This window comes from Listeria innocua (assembly GCF_028596125.1).
Taxonomy (GTDB): Bacteria; Bacillota; Bacilli; order Lactobacillales; family Listeriaceae; genus Listeria; species Listeria innocua.
On the sequence record NZ_CP117228.1, the window covers coordinates 15,983 to 39,251 of the forward strand.

Consider the following 23,269-nt stretch of genomic DNA (forward strand, 5'->3'; position numbering starts at 1 on the left):
ATGATGTCCCATTACCATCAATTGTTAAATCAACTAAACGAATTGAATTTATCTTGCATGAAAGAAAATCTACCTGCCCATTTAGATGAGGTTGCCAAAAGTGATAAATCGCTTGTAGACTCTTTATTCGAGCTCACCCAACAAGAAATTAGTTATCGTAAAAAAGAAAGTCAAAAAAAGGTATTAAAGCGTGCAATGTTCCCCTACCACAAACGACTCCATGATTTCAATTTTGATTTTCAACCAAGGATAAAAAAGAAGGAAATGCAGGATTTATTAACATTACGCTTTTTAGACACATATGACAATATTCTCTTTATTGGAAATAGTGGTGTTGGAAAGACCCATTTAGCCGTTTCAATTGGATTAGAATGTATCGATCGTGGTTTAAGTTGTTTGTTCATTACGAGCACTGAATTAGTGAATCGTTTGATCCGCGCTCACAAGCGCGGAACTAGCGAAACGATGCTAAAAAAATATTCGGGTTATTCGGTGTTGATTATCGACGAAGTCGGCTATTTACCTTTCTCCAAAGAAGGTTCCAACTTACTTTTTCAGCTGATTAATATGCGGTATGAAAGAAAATCTACGATTGTTACAACCAATATCCCACTATCCCAGTGGTCCGAAATATTTGGAAACAAGAAGCTTACCAACGCGCTACTGGACCGGTTGGTCCATCACTCTAAATTGATCCAAATTACGGGGCCCTCTTATAGAATGAAGAGTTATAGCGAAAACAAAGAGGTGAAATCGTAAAAACGTTTAAACGATTTTCACCTACATTTTCAGTGGCCTAAAACCAACATTTTAATATGGCCCTTGACACTATAGCCTTATTGTTTGATATTTGCATCTTCATTATGATTATCTTTTATCTGTGTCTTTAATTCATCCAAAAACCTTACTCCTTCATTGGTTTTCGTATATCGTACACTGCTCCCATACTTTATTCTTTTTACATATCCTAGATATTCAAGTGTATAAACCGCTTTTAACAACTCTGATTTCGTGAAGCGATTGGCGCCTTCAACGTCAATAATCATTTTACTAAGTTCCCAAGTCGTTGCATTTTCACTTTCGCAAGTTAGTAACACTTGCAACATAATTTCCTTTGATAATTTTTCCATATCCCTCAAATACTCCTTAATGAGAACTCTTTGGCAAAGCAAGCTTAATAAACAAGGGCGACAAAATAGTCGTCATCACAATGATCGCAACGAATATAGAGTAATAGTCTTCACCTATGAAATGTAGCGATATCCCAATATTAAGTGTGACTAACGCCATTTCCCCTCTAGACATCATACCACTACCAATCAAAAATGAATCCGGACGACTTAACTTACTTGCTCTAGCAGCAATATAACAACTTCCGAGTTTTGTAATAATCGCCAGCAATGTACCAAGTGCTATCGGACCTACATTTCCCCAAATATCACCTAATGTGATCGCTGCTCCGATGGAAGTTAAAAATAGTGGAATGAAAATGGAATTGGCAATCAGATCGATTTCTTTCTCTACGCGCTGCTTGGTTCCAGAGATTGCCAACATTAATCCAAAAAAGAATGAACCCAAAACAGCACTTAATCCCATTAATTCTGCAAAGTATCCCCAAAAGAAGCAGATAATTAGTGTGATAGTAACTGGTAAAAAGGACCACGTCCATTTCTCCGTGTATCGTTTTATCCATGGTAATGCAAATTTATAGAATAAATAAAGCATGATAAAGAAAAGTATTTTAGAAAGAAGCAAATCCCATAACATAAAAAAGATATTTGCAGTCGCTAACTGATCTACTGATTTATAAGCGCTTATCAACAAGACCGCCAAAATATCATCAATAACCGCTGCGCCTAAAACAATGGCTGCCACTTTTGTTTGAAGTATATCGCTATCCATGAATATTTTTACAGTAATACTAACTGAAGTTGCCGAGAAAATAATTCCGACAAAAAATGACTCCATAGTCTCCATATGAAGATATTTTCCAAATAGTAAAAAAGCAACCAATGGAATTATAACACCAAATAAAGCAACAATAATGCTCGGCTTTAAATTGGCCTTCAATTTTTTAAAATCCGTTTCCATACCGGCAATAAACATCAGTAACAATACACCTATCTCGGAAAAGATATGTAAAAACTCCCCGGGTTGAACGATGTTTAACAAACTAGGACCTAATACTACACCTACTAATAACTCCCCAACTATTTTAGGTAAGCCCATTCGACTTGCCAATACCCCAAAAATTTGCGACACACCTAATACAAGAGCAATCGCTAAATAAATTTTTTCCATACCCTTCATTCCTTCCTTAAAACGAAAAAAGCCTATGCGTAAAGAACGTTTTCTCCCCCCAGAAAACAGAACTTGAAGCATAGGCTCAACCGATCGTCACTATTTGATTTTTCATTTAACTATATTCCCTTTAAACCCTAACAAATTTACTTTATTTTTGCAAGTTCTTCTTCAATCCGTAAAAATTGATTGTATTTCTCTACACGTTCTGACCGTGCAATTGAACCCGTTTTAATTTGCCCTGCATGCATAGCAACTGCAAAGTCCGCGATAAAGGTGTCCCCAGTCTCCCCTGAACGGTGGGAGATCATCGTTGCATAATTGTTTTTTCTAGCTAAATTTATCTTATCAATGGTTTCTGTTACTGTCCCGATTTGATTTAGCTTTATGAGGATCGCATTTCCAATCCCTTTATCTATTCCTTGCTGAAAAATAATTGGATTTGTAACAAAAATGTCATCCCCAACCAATTGGACTTTATTTCCTAATTTCTCCGTCATTAATTTAAAGCCCTCCCAATCATGTTCAGACAATCCATCTTCAATCGAAATAATCGGAAACTCTTGTACGAGATGCTCGTAGTAGTGGATCATTTCTTCAGATGATAGTTGTTTCCCCTCAAAGTAATAAGTGTTATTTTCACTAAATTCACTTGCTGCCGGATCCATCGCAATCGCGATATCTTCTCCAGGCTTATATCCAGCTTTTTTTATGGCCTCTACCAATACTTCAAGAGCTTCTTCTGTAGAAGCGAGTCGTGGGGCAAATCCTCCCTCATCACCTACAGAGGTCGCCAATCCTCTTTTTGATAAAAGCTTTTTCAATGTATGGTAAACATCCGCAATGGATTCTAAGCCTTCTCGAAAAGAGAGCGCTGCAATGGGTGTGATTAAAAATTCTTGTACATCTATACCTGAATCTGCGTGCTTTCCGCCATTAATGACATTAAAAAATGGACGAGGAAGTTCTAAATCGATTCCACCCAGATAGCGATATAGGGGGACTGCTTCAGACTTTGCTGCAGCACGAGCTACAGCCATTGAAACACCTAAGATAGCATTAGCTCCTAGCCTGCTTTTATTCGCTGTTCCGTCTAATTCAATCATTTTATGATCAATTTCTCTTTGGTTAAATGGACTTATCCCTACTAAGGCATCATTTAATGTCAAATTTACATTCTGAACTGCGGTTTTCACGCCTAATCCCTGTAAACGATCGCCCCCATCCCTAAGTTCCACTGCCTCTCGATCTCCAGTTGAAGCACCGGAAGGAACAGCTGCCCTTCCTATCGTTCCATCTGTTAAATGAACATCAACTTCTACAGTTGGATATATACTAATAAAGTAGACAGTTTTTTTAATGGTATACTGTTTATAAAGTAGACACTAAAACGAAAGGAACTACAGCTTATGTCTAATTACAAAAAATATGATGAAGATTTTAAAAAGAGTCTAGTAAATTTATACAACGGAGGTAAAACACAAGCTGCTTTATGCAAAGAATATGGTGTCTCTCAAACCGCTCTTTCTAGATGGATTAAACTTTATTCCGAAGTCCAAATGGAATCTGGCGAACTGCTAACTGTCAAACAAGTTCGCGAACTTCAAAAACAGAAAGCCTTGCTAGAAGAAGAAAATTTAATCTTAAAAAAAGCGATTGCCATCTTCACGCCACACTCGAGCAACGATTAAAGGCTATTTCTCTGTTAGCTACCGATCATTCTATTGTAAGACTCTGCCAAGTATTGCGAGTGAACCGCAGTACCTATTACAAATTTTTATCCAAAATCCCTTCGGCTCGTTCCGTGGAAAACCAACAAATCAAACGGATTATTTTACAAATTTATACCGAGACAAAGTTTAGACTCGGCGCAGCCAAGATAAAAATAGTTTTACAGCGTGATTATGGTATTTCCATTAGTATCGGAAGAGTGTATCGACTAATGAAAACCATGGATCTTCCTAAAATGTCTACCGTAAAACCAAGATTCCGTTATCAAAAACCGACGGTTTCTTCTACTTGTCCAAATCTGTTGAAACAGCAATTTCATTCCAAGCAACCCAATCGTATTTGGGTCAGCGACATTTCGTATATTCCTGTAAAAAAAGGATTTGTTTATCTTTGTGTAATTCTTGACATCTTCTCTCGAAAAGTGATTGCTTGGAATGTCTATGCCTCTATGACTGCAAAATTAGTTTGTGATACGGTAGAGCGAGCCGTTCATTCTAGAAATCCTGTGCAGTCGGTTATTTTTCACTCTGATCGTGGTTCCCAATATTTGTCTCAAGAATTACGGCAGGTCCAAGAAAAATACAACCTTATCCCTTCCTATTCTAAACTTGCTTACCCGTGGGATAATGCCGTCACAGAATCTTTCTTTAAATACATGAAGAAAGAAGAACTTAATCGTCGAAATTTTTCCTCTTTGGAAGAAGTAAAATTAGCTTGTTTTGAGTATATTGAAGGATTCTATAATTCAAAAAGACCACATTCTGCAAACAACTTCTTATCACCTAATTTAAAAGAACTTGCTTTTCTAAATGATTCTTCATAAAATATTCCTTTTTTCTGTCTACTTTATTGACATCTATCCAAAGAAGCCTTGACCCGAATTAGTGCGCAAATACTTAAAATAGTTAGTCAACGTGAAGCACTTCTACAAGAAAAGCATATTGGCCAACCAACTATTTTTGATTGGCCACAAAAAAACTAATGCCAAGGTGCATTAGTTTTTACTGTTTCGAGACTTTGCCTGTCTTTCGGCTATTCTAGCTGCATAGGCTTCTATATCTTGTTTGAGATATAGTCGTATCATTTGACGTTGTTCCCCTTTTTGAAAAAAGGGTTGAATAAGACCGGTTCTGATCGATTGATCGAAGGCTGGTTTTGATTGTTTCGTAATTTTCATTGCTTCTTGTCGTGTAAGTAAATTTTCGTATATCCAATCCTGGAGTTCTTTGTTTTCCATAAGTGCCCTCCGTTCTATATATAAAAATAGTATCATATGCGAAAGATAATGTAAATGCTTGCTATGTCTTCCACATTCTGATATAATTAACATATACAAAAGACAATGTATAAAAGGGTATGCAAAACGAGGTGGACGTTATCGTGGATGTTCGTTGTTATTTACCAGATATGTGCTACAGTTACGATCCTATTCATGGCCGGACAGTATGCATCAGAAAAGACATCATAGGAACTTTTGTTGCATTAGGCAGATCCGTTCCTCCAGAAAGACTGAATAAGGTGATGAACCTTACTCCACTACAGGTAGAAGCAATGGAATATGGGTCAAAATCTGGTTTTGACAAGATAGAATCAAATCACATATTAGTTTCTAAATTATCTAAAGAAATGGGGGAAAGAAAATGGTACATCTTTTAAACTCACAAGTAGTGGTTTACCGTAAAGAAAAAGAAGCAGCTTTAAAAATGCTGCCATTGTATAAGCATGACCTATTTCTGGAATTATCTATGCCGTCGAAAGGGATCACACTTATAAAAGAAGCACCTTTACAAACAACGGACAAAAAAGAGATCAAACGCTATAAAATAGTTACATTACCGCAAAGAAATCGTGATATACTAGTACTAGAGCAAGATGTGGCAGGAGATTCGGATGATTATCTAACCTTTATGTGTTTGGATCAAGCGTTATCTATAGAAATGGTGCAAGCGTACCTAGCGGAGCTTGAAATGATCATTAATGATGAAATATATATGATCATCTGCAGCGATGAAGATACTGGAATGGTAAGACAGCAAAGATACTCCATTGGACGGGAAAAAACCATCCATATTTTAGAACATGACTTCGATATGGTACAAGAGGAAGCAATGCTAGCCCTCGATATGGCTCTTTAAAAATAGGAGGAGATAGGGATGCAAGTTGTTCAAGGTTTATTTCATTTTGTCGATTGGATAGTGGAAGGGATTATGCAAGTAGGGATGATTATTCTAGCCCTTTTAGGAAAGGGATGTTTAACGTTCCTTCATTTTTTAGGCGATCAATTTCAAGCGAGTTCCAATGGCACAAAGTTTATTTATGCGATCGCGATTGCGGTAACAATCCTTATTATCCTCTACTTTACCTGGCATATATTACTTATGAGTGCCTTCGTACTTGCTATTGTGATTCCTCTCTTTTTATTTGTGGGCAAAATCGCGGTAAGTATTTTACTTGGCGCAACAGTTATATTCGTCGTACGATGGCTGGTTGTTACAGCGAAAAACGTTTATCAAACCAAAATAGCACAATAGATTTCCTAGCTGCAGATACTTGAGAAAATCGTTTGCATGATGTACAATAAAGGAAATTAGGGAAGTTTTATTGGTGATCTTCACAGAAAAAATAAAAAACCAATCGTATTCGAGAAGTTTTATTGGTGATCTTCTCATAAAAAAATAAAAAACCTACAAACTTATAGAAAAAGACTCGTCTAAAAATAGACGGGTCTTTTTTTATGGATAAGAGGGTGCTGCAAGGAATGAACGATAAACCATACAAGTATCAAGTAGTACGGTTGAAAAAAGAATTTTTTCAGTCTAATCCCCATTTCATTAATATGCTTGATCCAGGAAATCCAGAAAAACAAATGCGGCGTACTTATTTATATCTAGATATTCAAAAGGACCACTATCATTACTTAATTCCTTTCAGAAGTCATTTGAATCATCGAAATGGTGTAGCGACACCGTCTAAAGATCGACCTAAAGCTGGACTAGATTATAGTCATACACTCATTGTCAAAGATAGTACACATATTCAGACAGCTTTCATCTCTAATGACCAGTATCGGGAAGTGAAAAATAAAATTAGGCCTATTTATACCCGGACATCGAGATATATTTCAGATTTTATGAATGCCTACAAAAAAGGGATCGTGCTCGATCTTCCGAAGTATCAGAACTCTACTTTGATAAACTTTGTCGGTTATTTGGAAAAAGAATGGACCAAACAAGTTCCGCTACAAGACAGGAAACAAACACAGAAAGTAAAAGAAAATAATAGACCTAAAAAATATCGTTTTTAACATGGGTATCCCATCTATAGCCGATATAAGCATGTCTATATCGGTAAACCTGTATCGGCAAGTTTTCTATAAAATAGGAGATAAGATCAAGGAGATGGGGTAGAATAATTTGCGGTTATATGAGGAACCAGATGTGCGTATCAGGATCAATATCAAAGGCATTTGTGAAAAATATAAGCTGACAATGGGAGAACTTTCTAGGCGAACCGATATTGAGCCGTCCAAAATTAGTGCGTATGCCAATGATCGTCGACAACGTGTCCAAATTACTCATTTAGAACGAATCTGTCAATCTTTACATATTCGGGACATGAACGAATTGTTTATTCTAGAAGTTCTGGAAGATGAACAAGTCGATAATAAGGAGTAGAGAAGCATGAGGACAGTAGAAGATATCTTATATGATAAGCAATCTGCTATTTTCTTATTGGCCGAATTGTATGAGACGCACGAAAAAGAACACGAAGATCATAAAGAAGGGACGCTGATAACTTGCGAGATATGTCGACAAATTGAAACGTGTTCGATACTGATCCGGAGGTTGGAACAGGAGCTGCTTCAAAAAAAGGATGAGATACGGGCAGAAGAAAAGAGACATGCGAAAGATCTCTTAAAATGGCATTATATCAAGTATCCGTTAAATGCGACTAATTTAGAACGAATCTTACATTGGCAAAAGATGTTTAGTAAACGGATGTTTGATGAGTTGACGAGAATGGGTTGGTCTGTAGAGGAGATACAGCGAAGGTATGATATCCCAGACTTTTTCTTTAAGCGCTGGCTGTTTAAGAAAGGTCTATATGCCGTGGTCCCATTAATACTTAGGGTAAGAACAATTGACGATCGAATATTCATTTATAAAGTTTTTCAAGAAGCAGATCTGAATTTGCTTTTGACATTGGATGATATTGTGATGAAGTCTTATGATCGAATTGAAAGAGAAGACTGGAAACATGTGTATTTCTGGCACCATGGCGCTTACCATCACTTAGAGCAAATCATTGTCCAGAGTGAGTTTGGAAAGGTTGGCGAAACGGTTTATCACGCTGAAGAGCAATTAGGCTGCAAGAAAAAGGCGACGGATCAAGTTATTTTTTATGATGGATTTAACCAGGAAGCAGTCGCCTATTTTTGTGAAGAAAATGAGATGAAACGCTTAGCCAAGGGGAATCGACTCCTTATAAACACCCGATATGGTACAATTACGCTTTTTCCAGGGGAATATGTAGTGAAAGAAATTACAGGTCGTTTTGTGAAGTATTCAGCTAACCAATTTTCGCAGTTGTATGAGATTCTTGATACTATTCGGCCTATGGGACTAGTGAGTGAAACTTCTAGTTATAATGAATATACAAATAAAATATAATAAAACGCATCATAGCGTGATTATTTTCCTAGTGTTTTCTTTCCGAACAGAGCGGTGGTGGCTGGAACGCCGTGAGGAAAGTATCCTATGGTCTTGCCTTTAAATAACGAAAGAAGAAAATATTGTTTTTAAAATGGCTATTGTGGTATAATAACAATGAAAAGAGAGCTATGCTTCAACATAGCTCTCCAGCAGTAGCACCGTTAAAAAGACGGTAACCATAGATATATTAAGAAGTAACCCTCTAACACACCCGGTCAAAAGCGAGTTAGATGGTTATTTTTTTTGCTCAAAGCCTAGTATCAGCACGACTAATGTCGCAAAAGCGATCATCAGCGTAAGTGCTTCAAACACAGACAAGTCTAGCTCCTTTCCAGGAGTAAAACTATACATTCAAGCATAGGCATCACCCCCTAATGAGGATTTAGCCACCATCTTTCTCACTTTGCTACTGCCTTTATATTATAACATAATATTTATTGAACTTTATCGAAGAAAGTATAATAATGAAAGTAGTGGTGGAAAATGATAGGAGGTAATTGTACTATGAATTGGATCAATGTCAATAAAGTAGACACAAAAAAGAATCATTTACTGATTGCTGAAATAAAAAATTTTCTTTTTCTTCAGGAGTTAGCATGTTAATAGTCGAGTGAGGACGGTGCCGATTATAAAAGCTTTCAATATATTCAAAACAAGCTAATTGCACATCTTGAATGGAAGAAAAAGCTCGCCGATCTAGTTCTTCTTTTTTCATATACTTAAAGAAGGCTTCGGTGACAGCGTTATCCCAAGGATAAGCCTTTTTGGAATAAGAGGCGAGCAGATCATGCTCGTCTAACCATCTGCGATACGCTTTGGCTGTATATTGTGACCCTCGGTCACTGTGAATCATGACAGTTTGAGACGGTCGCCGTTGTTTATAGGCAACTTCCAGTGTTTGAAGAGCTAAATCTGTATTGATCTTATGGGCGACTTGACAGGCAATGATTTTTCGTGAGAATAAGTTCATGACAATGCATAAATAAACAAAGCCTTTTTTTCCTACAGGGATGTAAGAAAAATCGGTTGTCCAAACCTGATTAGGTGCAGGTGGATTAAACGCTTGCTTTAAATGATTAGGACAAGAGTCATGAGGTGCTTCATCCACTTTTCTCTTTTGATAGCTTGGTTTTACGGTGGACATTTTAGGCAATTGAAGTTGACGAAGTAGGCGATAAACCCGACCTAAACTAATGGATACGCCATAATCACGCTTTAAAACAACTTGAATCTTAGCAGCGCCAAAGCGCTTTTTGGCTTGGCTATAAATCTCTAAAATCCATTTTTTGAGTTGTTGATTTTCTTGCTTTCGCTTCGATGGTTGTCGTTGAATGAATTTGTAATACGTCGAACGATTTACCTGTAAAGCCCTGCATAATCGAACGATGGTGTGATCATGTTGAAGCAAAGAAATCGCTTTTAATCGTTGTTGGAGTGTGGCGTGAATATGGCAATCGCTTTTTTTAAGATTAAATTTTCCTCCTCAAGTTGTGCATTCCGTTTTTGAAGCTTTTTGACTTGTTGCGCAGTAAGAATGGTATCATCATCGATTTTGACTTCCGAAAATTGCTTGACCCAACGTGCTATCGAAGATAGGGCAATACCGTACTCCTTCGCCAATGCATTTTGGGATTTCCCACTTTCATACAGTTTGACAATGGATTTTTTAAAGTCCTCATCAAAGGAACGAGTAGGTTTTCTGGCTTTTGTCATGGATAGTTCTCTCCTTATTCTGAAAGTGTCTACTTTCTTGATAGTATAGCAGATTTTGTGTCTACTTTTTTAGTATATATCCAGATAAAGAATTATGAAAACCAAGCAAATAATTTAATCGAAGTACAGAAGCAAACACAAAATCTTTTAGACCAACAACAACGACTAGCCTTACAAGATAAAAAGTTGTTAGAAGAATACAAAGCAGAAATCAAAGAGTTAAAATCATTAACAACTCAATCAACACCTGCTACTTTATCCAAGGATGTTAACCAACCCAAAGATATAGAGATAGATAAGAAAAAACGACGTTGGTGGCCATTTGGTAAGTAAGGAAAAATATTATTTAGAAGGGGTGTTGGGAGAAAATGAAAAATTTTAATAATATTGATGAACGTGTAGTGGATGATTTAAAAAAAGAACTAAAAGCACAGAGCAAGTTAAAGATTGCTGCAGCATCATTTTCAATCTATGCGTACGAGGAATTAAAAAAAGAGTTAGAAAAAGTCGATCAAATTCAGTTTTTATTTACTAGTGATCTATTTACGAAAGAAAAAGCACCGAAAGAAAAAAGAGAGTTCTTTATTCCTCGTCTAAATCGTGAAAGTCAGCTGTATGGGAATGAGTTTGAATTAAGAATGCGCAATGAATTATCTCAAAAGGCTATCGCTAAAGAAGCTGCAGAATGGATTCGTCAAAAAGTTACGTTTAAGTCAAATATTTCTGGGCAACGTTCTGATAATTTCATGGTCGTGGAAAATAAAGGAAATATAAATGTATATGCACCTTTCGATGAATTTACAACCGCTGAAATTGGAACAACAAAAGGTGAAAAGCTTTTTTATAATATTTCAAAATTTGAAAATGAAAATACACAACAATTCTTAAATGCGTTTGAGCAAGTTTGGCATAATCAGGATTATGTCGATGAGGTCACGAATACAGTATTAGATAATATTACGGCTGCATATCAAGAGAATGCCCCAGAGTTTATCTACTATATTGCGTTATATAATTTGTTTGGTGAATTTTTGTCTGATTTAGATCAGGATTATATTCCTGATGAACGTACAGGGTTTAAAGACTCAAAAATCTGGTCATTATTGTATGATTTTCAAAAGGATGCTGTGTTGGGATCCATTAGTAAATTAGAGAAACACAATGGTGTTATTTTGGCAGATTCTGTTGGTTTGGGAAAAACGTTCTCGGCTATAGGAGTCATTAAATATTATGAATCACGTAATAAAAATGTCCTAGTTTTAGTACCGAAAAGATTGAAAGATAATTGGAATAATTACAAGAATAACTACAAAAACAACCCCTTAGCTGAAGATCGTTTACGGTATGATGTCTTATTTCATACAGATATGGATCGCGAACGTGGTGAAAGTAATGGAATTGATTTAGGAAAGATAAACTGGGAGAATTATGATTTAGTCGTAATTGATGAAAGTCATAACTTTAGAAATGGCGAGGGTACTACACATAAAAAAGAAGAAGGTGTAGAAAATCGTTATCAAAAGCTAATGCGCAAAATTATTAAATTAGGAGTAAAGACAAAAGTTTTAATGTTATCTGCAACTCCTGTGAATACCGATTTTTCTGATCTACGTAATCAATTGATGCTAGCATCTGAAGGTGATAGTAGTAATCTTACGAAAACTTTGACTACTAAAAAAACAGTAACAGAAATTTTTGGTCAAGCTCAACGAGCTTTTAAAGATTGGTCTTCTTTGGAAACTGAAAATCGCACAACGGAGTATTTACTTGACATGTTGGATTTTGATTTTTTTGAGTTATTAGATAGTGTGACTATTTCTCGTAGTCGTAAACATATAGAAAAATATTATGACCAATCGGATATTGGGAAATTCCCAAAAAGATTAGCTCCAATTAACGAAAGTCCGAAATTAACAGACTTAGATATAACCTATAATGATCTATTTCAGTTTATCGATTTGCTAAATCTGGAAGTTTATACGCCGCTTAAATATGTATATCCCTCTAAAATAGAGAAGTACACAGAGCAGGCAACAGCTGGAGCTTCAAGTTGGGCAAATCGAGAAAAAGGACGCAATCAGCTGATGATTACGAACTTACTCAAACGAGCTGAAAGTTCTATTCATGCATTTAAATTAACAAGTGAACGAATTTTAGAGAATATTCGTTTGAAATTACAAGTTATTGAAGAGTATAAACAATCAAAAAATGGCATTGTAAAAAGCGATTCAGATGATTTTGAAGATGATGTGTTTACCGTTGGACAGGACTTAAGAATTGATCTAGCAGATATGGATTATCAATCATGGGAAAAACAATTAGTAGCGGATAAGTATGTGTTTACTGAACTATTGGATGTTGTAAATCGTATTATTCCGGAACACGATACAAAGATGGCAACACTTCAAGAAATAATTCTTAAAAAGATAGAGAATCCGATTAATAAAGGAAATAAAAAGGTCATAATCTTCACGGCCTTTTCTGATACAGCAGACTATTTATATAAATATTTATCTAATCAATTAATCCAAAAAGATGGGGTTCATACAGCTTTGATATCGGGAACACGAACAGAGTCAACCATTCCAGGAAGAAAAAACGATTTTAATGAGTTGCTTACTTTATTTAGTCCCAAATCTAAAAATCGTGATGCATTAGGTTTAGATGGTGAAATTGATGTAGTGATTGCAACAGATGTCATTAGCGAAGGTCAAAATTTGCAAGATGCAGATTATCTCATCAATTACGATATCCACTGGAATCCCGTTCGTATTATTCAACGTTTTGGTCGTATTGACCGAATTGGATCTACCAATGATAACATTCAAATGGTCAATTTTTGGCCTGATATTAGTCTTGATGAATATATTAATTTAAAAGCACGGGTTGAGAACCGAGCAAAGTTAGTGGCTATATCCTCAACAGGGGAGGATACCATCGATAATACAGATCCAGATATGGAGTATCGGAAAAAACAACTAGAAACGTTACAGAATGAAGTGGTTGATTTAGAGGATATGTCAAGTGGAGTCAATATTATGGATTTAGGTCTGAACGAGTTTCAACTTGACCTGCAAAAATTGAGGGAAAAATACGGAGATTACGAAGCAAAACCTTATGGAATTCATGCGATAACAAAGGCTGATAGTAATCATCCAGCAGGTGTTATCTTTGTTTTAAGAAATCGGAATAATGCTATGAATATAGACAAACAAAATCGATTACATCCGTTTTATTTAGTCTATATCGCTGAAAATGGTAAAATCATTTCGAATCATTTTAATCCTAAAAAAATTCTAGATGATATGAGGTATCTATCCAGCGAAAAATCTGTACCGATTGAGAACCTAGTTCAATCATTTAACATAGAAACACTTGAGGGGAAAGATATGAGTAAGTATTCGAATTTACTTAATCAAGCAATTGACTCCATGATTAGCGTTAAGGAGGAAAAGGATATCGATAGTCTCTTTACTACTGGTGGTACAACAGCTTTGGAGAATGATATAAATGGATTAAATGATTTTGAATTAATTGATTTTCTAGTTGTTAGGGGTGAGTAGATGATCATAGAGATTCCAAAACAAGCAGTTGTGAATCGTATTGTTCCTAAAGATCGATTTAACTTTGATGATGCTACGAAGATTGAGCGTATCCGTTGGTTAGGGAAATTAGGACCTACTACGATTAATTTACCTGCGAAAAAGATACAAGAAATTGAGATATTTAGTATTGGAATGTTTGAATTTGATGTAGGAGTGATTAAGGAGATTGTTTCTAAAATACCACAAGAGATTTTATTCATTATCAATGATGAACTTGCTATAATGTATTATCAAGGACAATGTATTTCTAAAAAAGTAGAAAATCATCTTCAAATTAAAGGATTATCTATTGATGAGGTTCGTGACAATTTTATGCGTCAATTGTTAGATATTGAGGATATCTCTAAACCATTGAAGAAACAAGTGGATGAAATACAGATAATCAATGGATTGGAATTAGAAATAGATCGAATCAATGCACAGATTAAAAGATCTATCCAAACTAATAAAAAACAAGAATTGGCTAGAGAAAGATACACATTAGAACAGAAATTAGCCAAATTAAAAGGAGAATAAAGATGTCTGATAGACCAGAAAAAATTAATTTATCTGATGTTCATTCACGTCAAGTAGATACTGACCTGTTGAATGAATTACGTGATTTATTTGTCAAAGCAGAAGAACAAAAAGAACGTTACGATTTTACTTGGAATGGAAAAGCCAAAGCATATTTTGAAGCTGCAGCGCCAACCACTAAAACACTGCGTGCACAGCCGGAAGAAAGTGTAGATTTTGAAAAATCTGAGAATCTATTTATTACGGGAGATAATCTTGAAGCATTGAAATTATTGCAAGAATCATATCTTAACAAAATTAAAGTTGTATATATTGATCCACCATATAATACTGGAACAAACATGATATATTCAAACGATTATTCTGTTTCGGCTGAGGAATATCTAGATTCTACAGGAGAATCAGAATGGGGCTATAAACTCGTAAGTAACCCTAAAACAGATGGGCGACATCATTCACGTTGGTTATCAATGATGTACCCTAGAATCAAAATTGGTAGAAACTTACTGTCTGATGATGGGTTTATGATTTTATCAATGGATGATAGTGAAATTGAAAATTTAATAAAATTAGGCGATGAGATATTCGGAGAAGAAAATAGAATAGGAATAGTTACAGTTGTTCATAAACCTGAAGGTAGAAATCAAGAAAAATTTTTTGGAACTAGTAATGAATTTGCTTTATTTTATGCAAAAGATAAAAGTAAAGCAAACTTCAACAATGTCATATTAGATACAGAAAAATTAAATGAATATAATTTTTCTGATGAAAAAGGGAAATTCAAAAAGAAAAATTTTATCCGTAAGGCGGATGGGAAGTATGCAACAAGGGAGGCTAAACCTAATTTTTGGTATCCTATATACGTCAGTGAGGATAGATTATCTGTATCTTTGAATCCCATAGAGCATTATGATAAAGTTTTACCAATAATAGATAATGGTGTAGAACGTACATGGAAAACGTTACCAGATACTTTTGTTAAGCTTTTTAATGAGGGTAATATTGTTATAGATGACATTTTAGGAAATATAGTTATTTCTGAAAAAATGAGAGAAAAGCAAGTTATCAAAACTCATTGGATTAGAAAAGAGTATCATGCCTATCATTTTGGTACTAAAATATTGGACAGTCTGCTTGGAGAAAAAACATTTGATTTTCCAAAATCGTTGTACCTTATGATGGATATTCTAAAATTAACTACTGATAAAGATGATATTGTATTTGATATGTTTGCAGGAAGTGGTACAACTGCCCATGCACTTATTAATCTTAATAAACACGAGAATACAAACAGGAAATTCATATTAACTCAACTAGATGAATCAATAGACAAAAAATCTAATGCTTTTCAAGCTGGATATACTACGATTGATCAAATTTCTAGAGAGCGTATACGCCGTGCTGCTGAAGAAATTGGTGATACAAGTGGTTTCCGTGCCCTAAAGGTGGATTCAACAGGTTTAAAAGAAGATATCTTTAAAACAGCTGGTGAACTCGATCAAGTAGATTTGCTACAAGATATTGATAATCACTCTGATAACCGTTCGGATTATGACTTACTCTATGACGTGTTAGTAGATGGTGCGTTAGAATATAATCGACCAATTACGATTGATACTATGAACAATGAAAAAATTATCAAATATGACTATTTAGGTGAATTATCGGGAGTAGTATGCTACTTTGATGAAAACTTAACAGATGAATTAACACGCCAAATTGCCACACTCAAACCTTTAATTGCAGTCTTTAAAGAATCGACGTTTGATAAGTCCGCTCAAAAGGTAAATGTGATGGAACAGTTCCGTATTATCAGTCCTGATACGAAAGTGAAGGTGATTTGATGCGAACTTATCAAATAAATCTGGAGGATCAAAGATGAAACTTCAGTATAAGAATCAACAATTTCAACTAGATGCCGTAGAAGCGATTACTTCTATTTTTGAAGGCCAACCTAGGCAAACCAATATGTCTTATATGATGGATATAGGGAAAGAAAAAAACATTACTTTAGATATTGTTAATGGATTTAAAAATGCAGATATTTCATTATCAGATAGTGATCTTTTAAAAAATATTCAAGCAACGCAAAAAAAGAATGGCATACTTACGGATAATAAAATTGTTAAGATGTCCATTGGTGGTAAGGATAAAAATACCAAAATTGATAACTCGAAAGATAGTTTGACTTTATCAGTGGAAATGGAAACGGGTACGGGTAAGACATATACGTATATCAAAACTATGCTTGAATTAAATAAGCAATATGGTTGGTCGAAATTTATCATTGTCGTTCCAAGCATTGCTATTCGTGAAGGAGTTGCTAAAACATTTGAGTCTACGTCCGAACACTTTAAACAAGCATATGGCATCGGTATTCGTCACTTTATTTATAACTCTAGTCAACTGGATAAAATCGAAGCCTTTGCGAGTGATGCTGGAATCAATGTGATGATTGTTAATACGCAGGCTTTTAATGCACGTGGGGCAGATGCACGAAGAATTGATATGATATTAGATCAATTCCGTGGACGCCGTCCGATTGATGTAATTGCAGCGACGAATCCGATTATGATTATTGATGAACCTCAATCAGTTTTAGGAAACGGATCAAAGGCCGAACTGAATGCCACACGTGTTGGCTTAGCAAAGTTTAACCCTTTATTTTTCATTAATTATTCAGCGACACATCGGGACAACTACAATATGGTTTATCGATTGGACGCTGTGGATGCATATCAAAAAAATCTAGTAAAAAAAATAGCGGTGAAAGGAATTGAAATATCAGGTTCAAACGCTTCTAGTGGCTACCTGTATCTCGAAGCTATTAAAGAGAAACCAGCATTAAAAGCACGTATTCAATTTGAAAAGTTATCCGCTACAGGGAATGTCGTAAAGACATCAAAGTTGTTAGATAAAGGAGACAATATTTACCCTCTTTCTGGGGAAATAGAATCTTACAATAGTGGCTTTGTCGTTTCAGAAATTAATGCTGTAGATCAATTTGTTGAGTTTACAAATGGACAAAAATTATCTGTTGGAGAAGTTGTTGGAAATACCAATGATGAAGATTTAAGACGCATACAAATTCGTGAGACCATCCATTCTCATCTTGCTAAAGAAGAAAGCCTGTTCAAGCGTGAAATTAAAACATTATCCTTATTTTTCATTGATGAAGTAGTCAAATATAAAGATTATGAAGCTATTGATCATAAAGGTACGTACGCAAGAATTTTCGAAGAAGAATACGAAAATATTGTACGAGATCGATTAACAGATACTTTATTAGATGAAAAATATCGAACTTATCTTGAACGTGAATTGGAATCTCCAGAAAAGGTTCATGCTGGATACTTTTCAATCGATAAAAAAGGAAAATCTGTTGATAGCAAAATCAAACGTGGTAGTGAATCGAGTGATGACATTTCAGCATATGACCTGATTATGAAAAATAAAGAGCGTCTATTATCATTTGAAGAGCCTGTTCGATTCATTTTCTCTCATTCAGCGCTAAAAGAAGGTTGGGATAATCCGAACGTTTTCCAAATTGCGACATTACGTCAATCTTCATCGGATATTAAAAAACGACAAGAAATCGGTCGTGGATTACGTTTAGCGGTAAATCAAAAAGGTGATCGCCAAGATGAACAATCTTTGGGTGAAAACGAGGTGCAACAAGTAAATGTGTTGACTGTTATCGCCAACGAGAGCTACGAATCCTTCGCTCGAGATCTTCAATCAGAAATAGCTGATGCAATTAAAAATAGACCAAAACTTATCGAACCTAAATTATTTGAAGGGCGAGAACTTGTTGTAGAAGACAGCAATGGACAAGTGACTGCAAAAATGGTGGTTGATAATACGCAGGCAGCCGAAATATGGGCCTGTTTAAAAAAAGGGAAACTGATCGAAAAAAATAAGCAAACTTCTGTTACTTACCAAAAACTATCAGCTACAGAAAAACTAGAGGCTATTCAGGAAGTTTTAGATGAAGAGCTTCAAGTATTCGCCCTTCCAATTCAAAAATTAATAAATAGTGTATACAACCTCAAAGATCTACCGATTGAGAATGAGAATAAACGAACTACTTTGAAATTAAATCGTGAAAAATATGCAAGTAAAGAATTTAAAAATTTATGGTCAAAAATCAACCGTAAATCTTACTATACTGTCGATTTTGATGATCAAGAAATTATTGAAAAGTCGATTCAACTTATCAATAAAAAATTAACTGTTAAAACACTAAAAGCTCGTATCACTGAAGGAAATATGCAAGCTACTGATACAGGGACAATATTTACAGTAGATGGTAAGCGAACAACTGATATATATAGTCCGGTAAATACTGTTAAATATGATTTAATTGGAGAAGTTTCTCAAAATGTAGGATTACTTCGCAAAACAGTTGCATATATTTTAAGTTGTATCCACCCTGAACAATTCGCAAAATATCAATCAAATCCTGAAAACTTCATTGTACAAATTAGCAACATCATTAACGCTGTGAAAGCACAAAATATTATTTCTCATATTGTTTACAACAAATTAGACGAAGTATGGGATGAAGATGCCATATTTGCCAATAGTGATATTCAAGGAATTATGGGGCAAAATGTCTTTGATGCGAAAAAACATCTATATGATAAAGTTCGAGTGGATTCTGAAGTGGAAAAAAGATTTGCTAGTGATCTAGACGTCGAACAGAATGTTGAAATGTATGTTAAGTTGCCTGGTGGTTTCTATATAAATACGCCAGTTGGCAAATATAATCCAGACTGGGCTGTTGTCTTGAACGAACCGGATCACAAACATGTCTATTTCATTGCCGAAACTAAAGGTGTTTCGGAAAATATCGAATTAAATTTAAAAGGTGTTGAAAATGCTAAAATCGAAGCCGCACGTCAACATTTTAAAATCATTTCTAATAGTGAAGTAACATATGAGGTTGTTGACAGCTATGACAAGATGATGGATAAATTATCTTCACACATATAAACAGGGTCTATAATTAACAAATACCCCCTCGAAAACGTTGAAAGAATAACCCCTAATATCTATAATGTAGATATTAGGGGTTATTTATTTTTATATACCAGAAATAGCTTCTTTTATTCGTTATTTTTTCGATACCTTTTAGAACGATTTTGACCAGGAAATAAACGATCATGCGATCCGACTCGAATGCCAATTAAGACTAGTTCATCTTTATCAATCGTATAAACCACCAGGACATCGTTAGTTTCGCTTGGTGTTTTGTTTTTCGGGGTATCTTCGTAAGTGATAAAGGATGGCATTGAATACGTCATAAAGATCATAATGACGCGGTCTTGTATGCTTGCGGAAGTTTTCTAAATCAGGTTGTATTAACGCAAATTGCGCTCGAGAAATATTGCTTGGATAATCTGGCATGACAAACTCCTCAGTCGGTTTTCCACAATTCTACCAGATTCAGCAGATACTAGACAGGTTCTAAGAGGCATTTCACCATACTAACAAGAAAACCAAAAATTCCCAGATCATTAATTTAACATATCGTATCAAACCATGCCTGGAATATTATCTAGGCGTTTTTTTAATGTAATGGTATTTTCTGGCAGAAAGGTTGCATTATTGTGACTACGGTTGTAAACTAATAAGTGTTAAGAGGCTACAAACGTAAACTTAGAATTCAATTAATGGAGGAAGCCAATTGAAGGATGCAAAGAATGTAACCATCACCGATTCTGAATGGATGGTTATGAGAGCAATTTGGACAATGGGACATGCGACTAGTCGTGAACTAATCGATGCTATGAACGAATTAGAAGGCTGGTCAGCTTCAACAACCAAAACGCTACTTCACAGGTTGATTCAAAAACAGGCGGTTGCGCAGCATGGCGGCAGTCGACCATTCACGTATAAGCCGGTTGTTGGCGAGAAGGAATCAATGGCGGCAGCGGCAGATGATTTGTTTGACCATATGTGTGCGATGCGGGCTGGTTCAACAATTGCCGGCGTTATTCAGTCAAGGGAACTCTCACGGGCGGATATTGCGAACTTACAGGCGATTCTAGCTGAAAAGGCCAAAACAGCGCCCGAGGAAGTTCAGTGTAACTGCTTGCCAGGTGATCAAACGTGTTAAGACTGTGGTGTTCTGTTTACTTTTAGGATTGCTGCACAAAAATCCAGAATCTGGGATTTCTGATGGCGGAAACTTATGAATTTTTGTCGTAATTCTCATTCATATAGTGGCATGGTGCTCCGCAAAGCAGAAGCCTAAATATAAGAACCTGGTGGAAAAATCCCGAGCCCGGGGATTTCCACACAAGGAACTTATATTCCGGCTTCTAACCGCTTTGCTACGCACACTTATTTTTAGGGGGTCGATAATCATGGCAAATAAAGAGGACCATATGAACATGAAAAACATGAGTGCTAAGAATATGGGAAATAATGAATCAAATATGAGTCATATGGATCATGATGACATGAAAATGGATCACGATATGACCGAAACGGATCATAATCAAATGAACATGGACCACGATATGGCCGAAATGGATCACAGCCAAATGAACATGAATCACGAAACTATGAATATGAGTGGGATGAATCACGGTGATATGGATATGGCTGGGACCGACATGATGATGCACGGTGGCTCAATGATGCATATGGGGAATTTGAAAGTTAAATTTTGGGTCTCCGTTGTCTTAGCGATTCCAGTTTTACTGTTAGCACCAATCATGGGTTTAAACGTTTCCATCCTTAGTTTCAGTTCACCGCTAATTGTTGGCATTATCATCGTTTTGTTTGATACAGCACTTTACTTTTATGGCGGAATGCCATTTTTAAAGGGGGCTAAAGCGGAAATTCAAGATAAATCTCCTGAAATGATGACGCTAGTAACCCTTGGAATTTCCGTTTCGTATTTCTACAGTTTGTACGCATTTATTGCCAACAACTTCTTGAACCCGGCAAATCATGTAATGGATTTTTCGTTCGAACTTGCAACCCTGATTTTAATTATGCTTCTAGGACACTGGATTGAAATGAATGCATTGATGGGGGCTGGGGATGCCTTACAAAAGATGGCGGCCCTGTTGCCTAAGACGGCCCATCTAGTTACAGATAATGGTGAAACAAAAGAAGTGCCAGTATCTGATTTAAAAGTTGGTCAAGTTTTCCAAGTGCGTTCAGGTGAGAGTATTCCAGCCGATGGTGTTATTACGGCTGGGGAGTCGACCGTGAATGAAGCACTGGTAACCGGTGAATCTGCTGCCGTTACCAAGAACGTTGGCGATAAGGTCATTGGTGGTGCAACCAACAATAACGGGACGCTAACGGTTAAAATTAGTGGTACTGGTGACTCCGGCTATCTTTCTCAAGTAATGAAAATGGTTCAAAATGCCCAGCAAGCTAAATCTAAAGCAGAAGATAAAGCTGATTTAGTTGCCAAGTATCTATTTTACGCGGCATTTGGTGTTGGGATTATTGCTTTCTTTGCCTGGTTACCCCAGGGATTGGCGACTGCAATGACGATCATGGTGACCGTCTTCGTGATTGCTTGCCCGCATGCATTAGGATTAGCGATTCCATTAGTGGTTTCTCGTTCTACTACGATTGGCGCTCAAAATGGGCTATTAGTTCGAAATCGCCAAGCCATTGAAGCAAGTCAACATGTTAGCCACGTTCTCTTGGATAAAACTGGCACGTTAACAGAAGGTAAATTTACGGTGAATGCATTGATTCCAAATGATGGGATTGACGAAACAACGTTATTAAGCCGACTGGCCGCCCTTGAAAATAATTCGACTCATCCGCTGGCCCAAGCAATCATTACTGAAGCCCAAGCGAAGGACATTGAAGTCGTTGCGGCTGAAAAGTCTCAAAATATTCCGGGCGTTGGTATTTCCGGTAATGTTGATGGCACTGACTATACGATTGTTAATGGTAACTATTTAACGAAGCAAGGGATCAGGTTTGACGAGGCCGCTGCTGATAAATGGGCTGCTAAGGGTAATTCCGTCAGCTTCCTATTGCAGGGCACCCAAGTTCAAGGAATGGTTGCTGAAGGCGACACCATCAAAGCGGGTGCTAAGGAATTAATTAGTGGTCTTCAGAGGCGAGGAATTACCCCCGTAATGCTCACTGGCGATAATCCAAAAGCCGCGGAACACGTTGCTAACTTACTAGGATTGACTGAATTTCATGCAGGCCTATTACCAGATGATAAGCAAAAGATTATTGCTGATTATCAAGCAAAGGGCAATCACGTCATCATGGTTGGTGACGGCGTAAATGACGCACCAAGTCTTGCCGCGGCCGATATTGGAATTGCAATTGGCGCCGGAACCGATGTTGCCATTGATTCCGCTGATGTTGTGTTGGTTAAATCAGAACCCAGCGATATTTTACATTTTCTTGATTTGGCTAAAATCACAAATCGGAAAATGGTTCAAAATCTCTGGTGGGGAGCAGGCTACAATATTGTCGCAATTCCACTCGCTGCCGGTGTGTTGTCATTTATTGGAATCATTCTAGACCCAGCCGTTGGTGCTGCGGTCATGGCGATGTCGACAATTATCGTGGCAATTAATGCGATGGGATTGACTGGTGAAAAGATTAAAAACGTGTAATTAAGTGATGACAAAAAGAGGAGAAAGATCAGCTGGTAGTCTGGCCTTTCTCCTCTTTATGGGGTCCCAAGCG

Annotated in this window: 22 protein-coding genes, 1 pseudogene and 1 other annotated feature; of the genes and pseudogenes, 15 read left to right on the forward strand and 8 right to left on the reverse strand. The window is 36.3% G+C overall.

Features of this window, described 5'->3' with window-relative positions; translation table 11 throughout:
* Positions 1-3 precede the first annotated feature (3 nt).
* The gene (gene istB, locus PQQ29_RS00095) at positions 4-759 is read left to right on the forward strand and encodes an IS21-like element helper ATPase IstB (RefSeq protein WP_013315180.1); all 756 of its coding nucleotides are present in this window, start codon (positions 4-6) and stop codon (positions 757-759) included.
* Between the two features lie 77 nt (positions 760-836).
* Here the strand turns inward: istB and PQQ29_RS00100 are convergent, their stop codons facing one another.
* The 3 genes from PQQ29_RS00100 to eno all read right to left on the reverse strand — a co-directional run bounded on the left by PQQ29_RS00100 (position 837) and on the right by eno (position 3,662).
* Positions 837-1,130: a DUF3116 family protein gene (locus PQQ29_RS00100; RefSeq protein WP_011011055.1), complete on the reverse strand. Its 294-nt coding sequence runs from the start codon at positions 1,128-1,130 to the stop codon at positions 837-839.
* A gap of 16 nt (positions 1,131-1,146) precedes the next feature.
* On the reverse strand, positions 1,147-2,301 hold the full coding sequence (locus tag PQQ29_RS00105) for a cation:proton antiporter (RefSeq protein ID WP_061385306.1): 1,155 nt from the start codon (positions 2,299-2,301) through the stop codon (positions 1,147-1,149).
* A 47-nt stretch (positions 2,302-2,348) separates the two neighbouring features.
* Positions 2,349-2,392 (reverse strand) — a sequence feature (sodium ion sensor (DUF1646 type); this cis-regulatory element may regulate processes involved in with the transportation of sodium ions).
* A 55-nt stretch (positions 2,393-2,447) separates the two neighbouring features.
* A complete protein-coding gene (eno, locus tag PQQ29_RS00110) occupies positions 2,448-3,662 on the reverse strand; it encodes a phosphopyruvate hydratase (protein ID WP_064659124.1) in 1,215 nt (404 codons plus the stop codon).
* A 48-nt stretch (positions 3,663-3,710) separates the two neighbouring features.
* Here eno and PQQ29_RS00115 point away from each other — a divergent pair.
* A protein-coding gene (locus PQQ29_RS00115; RefSeq protein ID WP_227665701.1) for an IS3 family transposase occupies positions 3,711-4,855 on the forward strand; the annotation gives its coding sequence in 2 pieces (ribosomal slippage) (positions 3,711-3,957 and positions 3,957-4,855; 1,146 coding nt in all).
* A 171-nt stretch (positions 4,856-5,026) separates the two neighbouring features.
* Here the strand turns inward: PQQ29_RS00115 and PQQ29_RS00120 are convergent.
* Positions 5,027-5,269, reverse strand: a complete 243-nt coding sequence (locus PQQ29_RS00120; protein ID WP_023559417.1) for a hypothetical protein — start codon at positions 5,267-5,269, stop codon at positions 5,027-5,029.
* Positions 5,270-5,412: 143 nt separating this feature from the next.
* Here PQQ29_RS00120 and PQQ29_RS00125 point away from each other — a divergent pair, with 143 nt between their 5' ends.
* The 6 genes from PQQ29_RS00125 (at position 5,413) to PQQ29_RS00150 (ending at position 8,702) form a co-directional block, all read left to right on the forward strand.
* Positions 5,413-5,688, forward strand: coding sequence for a hypothetical protein (locus PQQ29_RS00125; RefSeq protein WP_223196600.1), 276 nt, complete (start codon positions 5,413-5,415; stop codon positions 5,686-5,688).
* A complete protein-coding gene (locus tag PQQ29_RS00130; protein ID WP_031644351.1) occupies positions 5,673-6,167 on the forward strand; it encodes a hypothetical protein in 495 nt (164 codons plus the stop codon). Before PQQ29_RS00125 ends, PQQ29_RS00130 begins: the two co-directional genes overlap by 16 nt.
* 18 nt (positions 6,168-6,185) lie before the next feature.
* Complete coding sequence (locus PQQ29_RS00135; RefSeq protein ID WP_031670069.1) at positions 6,186-6,563, forward strand: hypothetical protein; 378 nt, start codon at positions 6,186-6,188, stop codon at positions 6,561-6,563.
* A gap of 227 nt (positions 6,564-6,790) precedes the next feature.
* The gene (locus PQQ29_RS00140) at positions 6,791-7,336 is read left to right on the forward strand and encodes a hypothetical protein (RefSeq protein WP_011011051.1); all 546 of its coding nucleotides are present in this window, start codon (positions 6,791-6,793) and stop codon (positions 7,334-7,336) included.
* Positions 7,337-7,469: 133 nt separating this feature from the next.
* Positions 7,470-7,706, forward strand: a complete 237-nt coding sequence (locus PQQ29_RS00145; RefSeq protein ID WP_003725271.1) for a helix-turn-helix domain-containing protein — start codon at positions 7,470-7,472, stop codon at positions 7,704-7,706.
* 6 nt (positions 7,707-7,712) lie between these two features.
* Positions 7,713-8,702 (forward strand): hypothetical protein, encoded by a 990-nt coding sequence (locus tag PQQ29_RS00150; protein ID WP_187983847.1) that lies wholly within the window; start codon positions 7,713-7,715, stop codon positions 8,700-8,702.
* A gap of 276 nt (positions 8,703-8,978) precedes the next feature.
* On the opposite strand, the gene PQQ29_RS14480 is transcribed toward PQQ29_RS00150, so the two are convergent.
* The gene (locus tag PQQ29_RS14480; RefSeq protein WP_003725273.1) at positions 8,979-9,095 is read right to left on the reverse strand and encodes a putative holin-like toxin; all 117 of its coding nucleotides are present in this window, start codon (positions 9,093-9,095) and stop codon (positions 8,979-8,981) included.
* 169 nt (positions 9,096-9,264) lie between these two features.
* A protein-coding gene (locus PQQ29_RS00155; protein WP_245394438.1) for an IS3 family transposase occupies positions 9,265-10,457 on the reverse strand; the annotation gives its coding sequence in 2 pieces (ribosomal slippage) (positions 9,265-10,199 and positions 10,199-10,457; 1,194 coding nt in all).
* 57 nt (positions 10,458-10,514) lie between these two features.
* Here PQQ29_RS00155 and PQQ29_RS14485 point away from each other — a divergent pair.
* Genes PQQ29_RS14485 through PQQ29_RS00180 form a run of 5 tightly spaced genes read left to right on the forward strand, consistent with a single transcriptional unit; the run spans position 10,515 to position 19,573 of the window.
* Positions 10,515-10,790 carry a hypothetical protein gene (locus PQQ29_RS14485; protein WP_003725276.1) on the forward strand — a complete coding sequence of 92 codons (276 nt, stop codon included), beginning with the start codon at positions 10,515-10,517 and terminating at the stop codon, positions 10,788-10,790.
* 35 nt (positions 10,791-10,825) lie between these two features.
* Positions 10,826-14,020 carry a helicase-related protein gene (locus tag PQQ29_RS00165; protein WP_187983846.1) on the forward strand — a complete coding sequence of 1,065 codons (3,195 nt, stop codon included), beginning with the start codon at positions 10,826-10,828 and terminating at the stop codon, positions 14,018-14,020.
* Positions 14,021-14,578, forward strand: coding sequence for a hypothetical protein (locus PQQ29_RS00170; protein WP_058831731.1), 558 nt, complete (start codon positions 14,021-14,023; stop codon positions 14,576-14,578).
* 2 nt (positions 14,579-14,580) lie between these two features.
* The gene (locus PQQ29_RS00175) at positions 14,581-16,422 is read left to right on the forward strand and encodes a site-specific DNA-methyltransferase (protein ID WP_058831732.1); all 1,842 of its coding nucleotides are present in this window, start codon (positions 14,581-14,583) and stop codon (positions 16,420-16,422) included.
* A 34-nt stretch (positions 16,423-16,456) separates the two neighbouring features.
* The gene (locus PQQ29_RS00180) at positions 16,457-19,573 is read left to right on the forward strand and encodes a type III restriction-modification system endonuclease (protein ID WP_058831733.1); all 3,117 of its coding nucleotides are present in this window, start codon (positions 16,457-16,459) and stop codon (positions 19,571-19,573) included.
* 113 nt (positions 19,574-19,686) lie between these two features.
* Here the strand turns inward: PQQ29_RS00180 and PQQ29_RS00185 are convergent, their stop codons facing one another.
* Together PQQ29_RS00185 and PQQ29_RS00190 are read right to left on the reverse strand one after the other, a co-directional pair.
* Positions 19,687-19,893 (reverse strand): type II toxin-antitoxin system RelE/ParE family toxin, encoded by a 207-nt coding sequence (locus PQQ29_RS00185; protein WP_003725282.1) that lies wholly within the window; start codon positions 19,891-19,893, stop codon positions 19,687-19,689.
* Positions 19,850-19,987: pseudogene (locus PQQ29_RS00190) on the reverse strand (IS5/IS1182 family transposase); the annotation flags it as partial. The gene PQQ29_RS00185 and the pseudogene PQQ29_RS00190, both read right to left, overlap by 44 nt.
* A 280-nt stretch (positions 19,988-20,267) precedes the next feature.
* On the opposite strand from PQQ29_RS00190, the gene PQQ29_RS00195 reads away from it, so the two are divergent.
* Positions 20,268-20,699: a CopY/TcrY family copper transport repressor gene (locus PQQ29_RS00195; RefSeq protein ID WP_002816262.1), complete on the forward strand. Its 432-nt coding sequence runs from the start codon at positions 20,268-20,270 to the stop codon at positions 20,697-20,699.
* 250 nt (positions 20,700-20,949) lie between these two features.
* Positions 20,950-23,196: a heavy metal translocating P-type ATPase gene (locus tag PQQ29_RS00200; protein ID WP_058831734.1), complete on the forward strand. Its 2,247-nt coding sequence runs from the start codon at positions 20,950-20,952 to the stop codon at positions 23,194-23,196.
* The last annotated feature ends 73 nt before the right edge of the window (positions 23,197-23,269 follow it).

Coding starts and splice junctions, on each gene's coding strand:
- PQQ29_RS00135 (WP_031670069.1), top strand. CDS start 6,186: ATGCAAGTTGTTCAAGGTTTATTTCATTTTGTCGATTGGATAGTGGAA.
- PQQ29_RS00170 (WP_058831731.1), top strand. CDS start 14,021: ATGATCATAGAGATTCCAAAACAAGCAGTTGTGAATCGTATTGTTCCT.
- PQQ29_RS00100 (WP_011011055.1), bottom strand. CDS start 1,130: ATGGAAAAATTATCAAAGGAAATTATGTTGCAAGTGTTACTAACTTGC.
- PQQ29_RS00130 (WP_031644351.1), top strand. CDS start 5,673: ATGGTACATCTTTTAAACTCACAAGTAGTGGTTTACCGTAAAGAAAAA.
- PQQ29_RS00180 (WP_058831733.1), top strand. CDS start 16,457: ATGAAACTTCAGTATAAGAATCAACAATTTCAACTAGATGCCGTAGAA.
- PQQ29_RS00140 (WP_011011051.1), top strand. CDS start 6,791: ATGAACGATAAACCATACAAGTATCAAGTAGTACGGTTGAAAAAAGAA.
- PQQ29_RS00165 (WP_187983846.1), top strand. CDS start 10,826: ATGAAAAATTTTAATAATATTGATGAACGTGTAGTGGATGATTTAAAA.
- PQQ29_RS00150 (WP_187983847.1), top strand. CDS start 7,713: ATGAGGACAGTAGAAGATATCTTATATGATAAGCAATCTGCTATTTTC.
- PQQ29_RS00105 (WP_061385306.1), bottom strand. CDS start 2,301: ATGGAAAAAATTTATTTAGCGATTGCTCTTGTATTAGGTGTGTCGCAA.
- PQQ29_RS14480 (WP_003725273.1), bottom strand. CDS start 9,095: ATGTATAGTTTTACTCCTGGAAAGGAGCTAGACTTGTCTGTGTTTGAA.
- PQQ29_RS00200 (WP_058831734.1), top strand. CDS start 20,950: ATGGCAAATAAAGAGGACCATATGAACATGAAAAACATGAGTGCTAAG.
- istB (WP_013315180.1), top strand. CDS start 4: ATGTCCCATTACCATCAATTGTTAAATCAACTAAACGAATTGAATTTA.
- PQQ29_RS00120 (WP_023559417.1), bottom strand. CDS start 5,269: ATGGAAAACAAAGAACTCCAGGATTGGATATACGAAAATTTACTTACA.
- PQQ29_RS00185 (WP_003725282.1), bottom strand. CDS start 19,893: ATGATCTTTATGACGTATTCAATGCCATCCTTTATCACTTACGAAGAT.
- PQQ29_RS00175 (WP_058831732.1), top strand. CDS start 14,581: ATGTCTGATAGACCAGAAAAAATTAATTTATCTGATGTTCATTCACGT.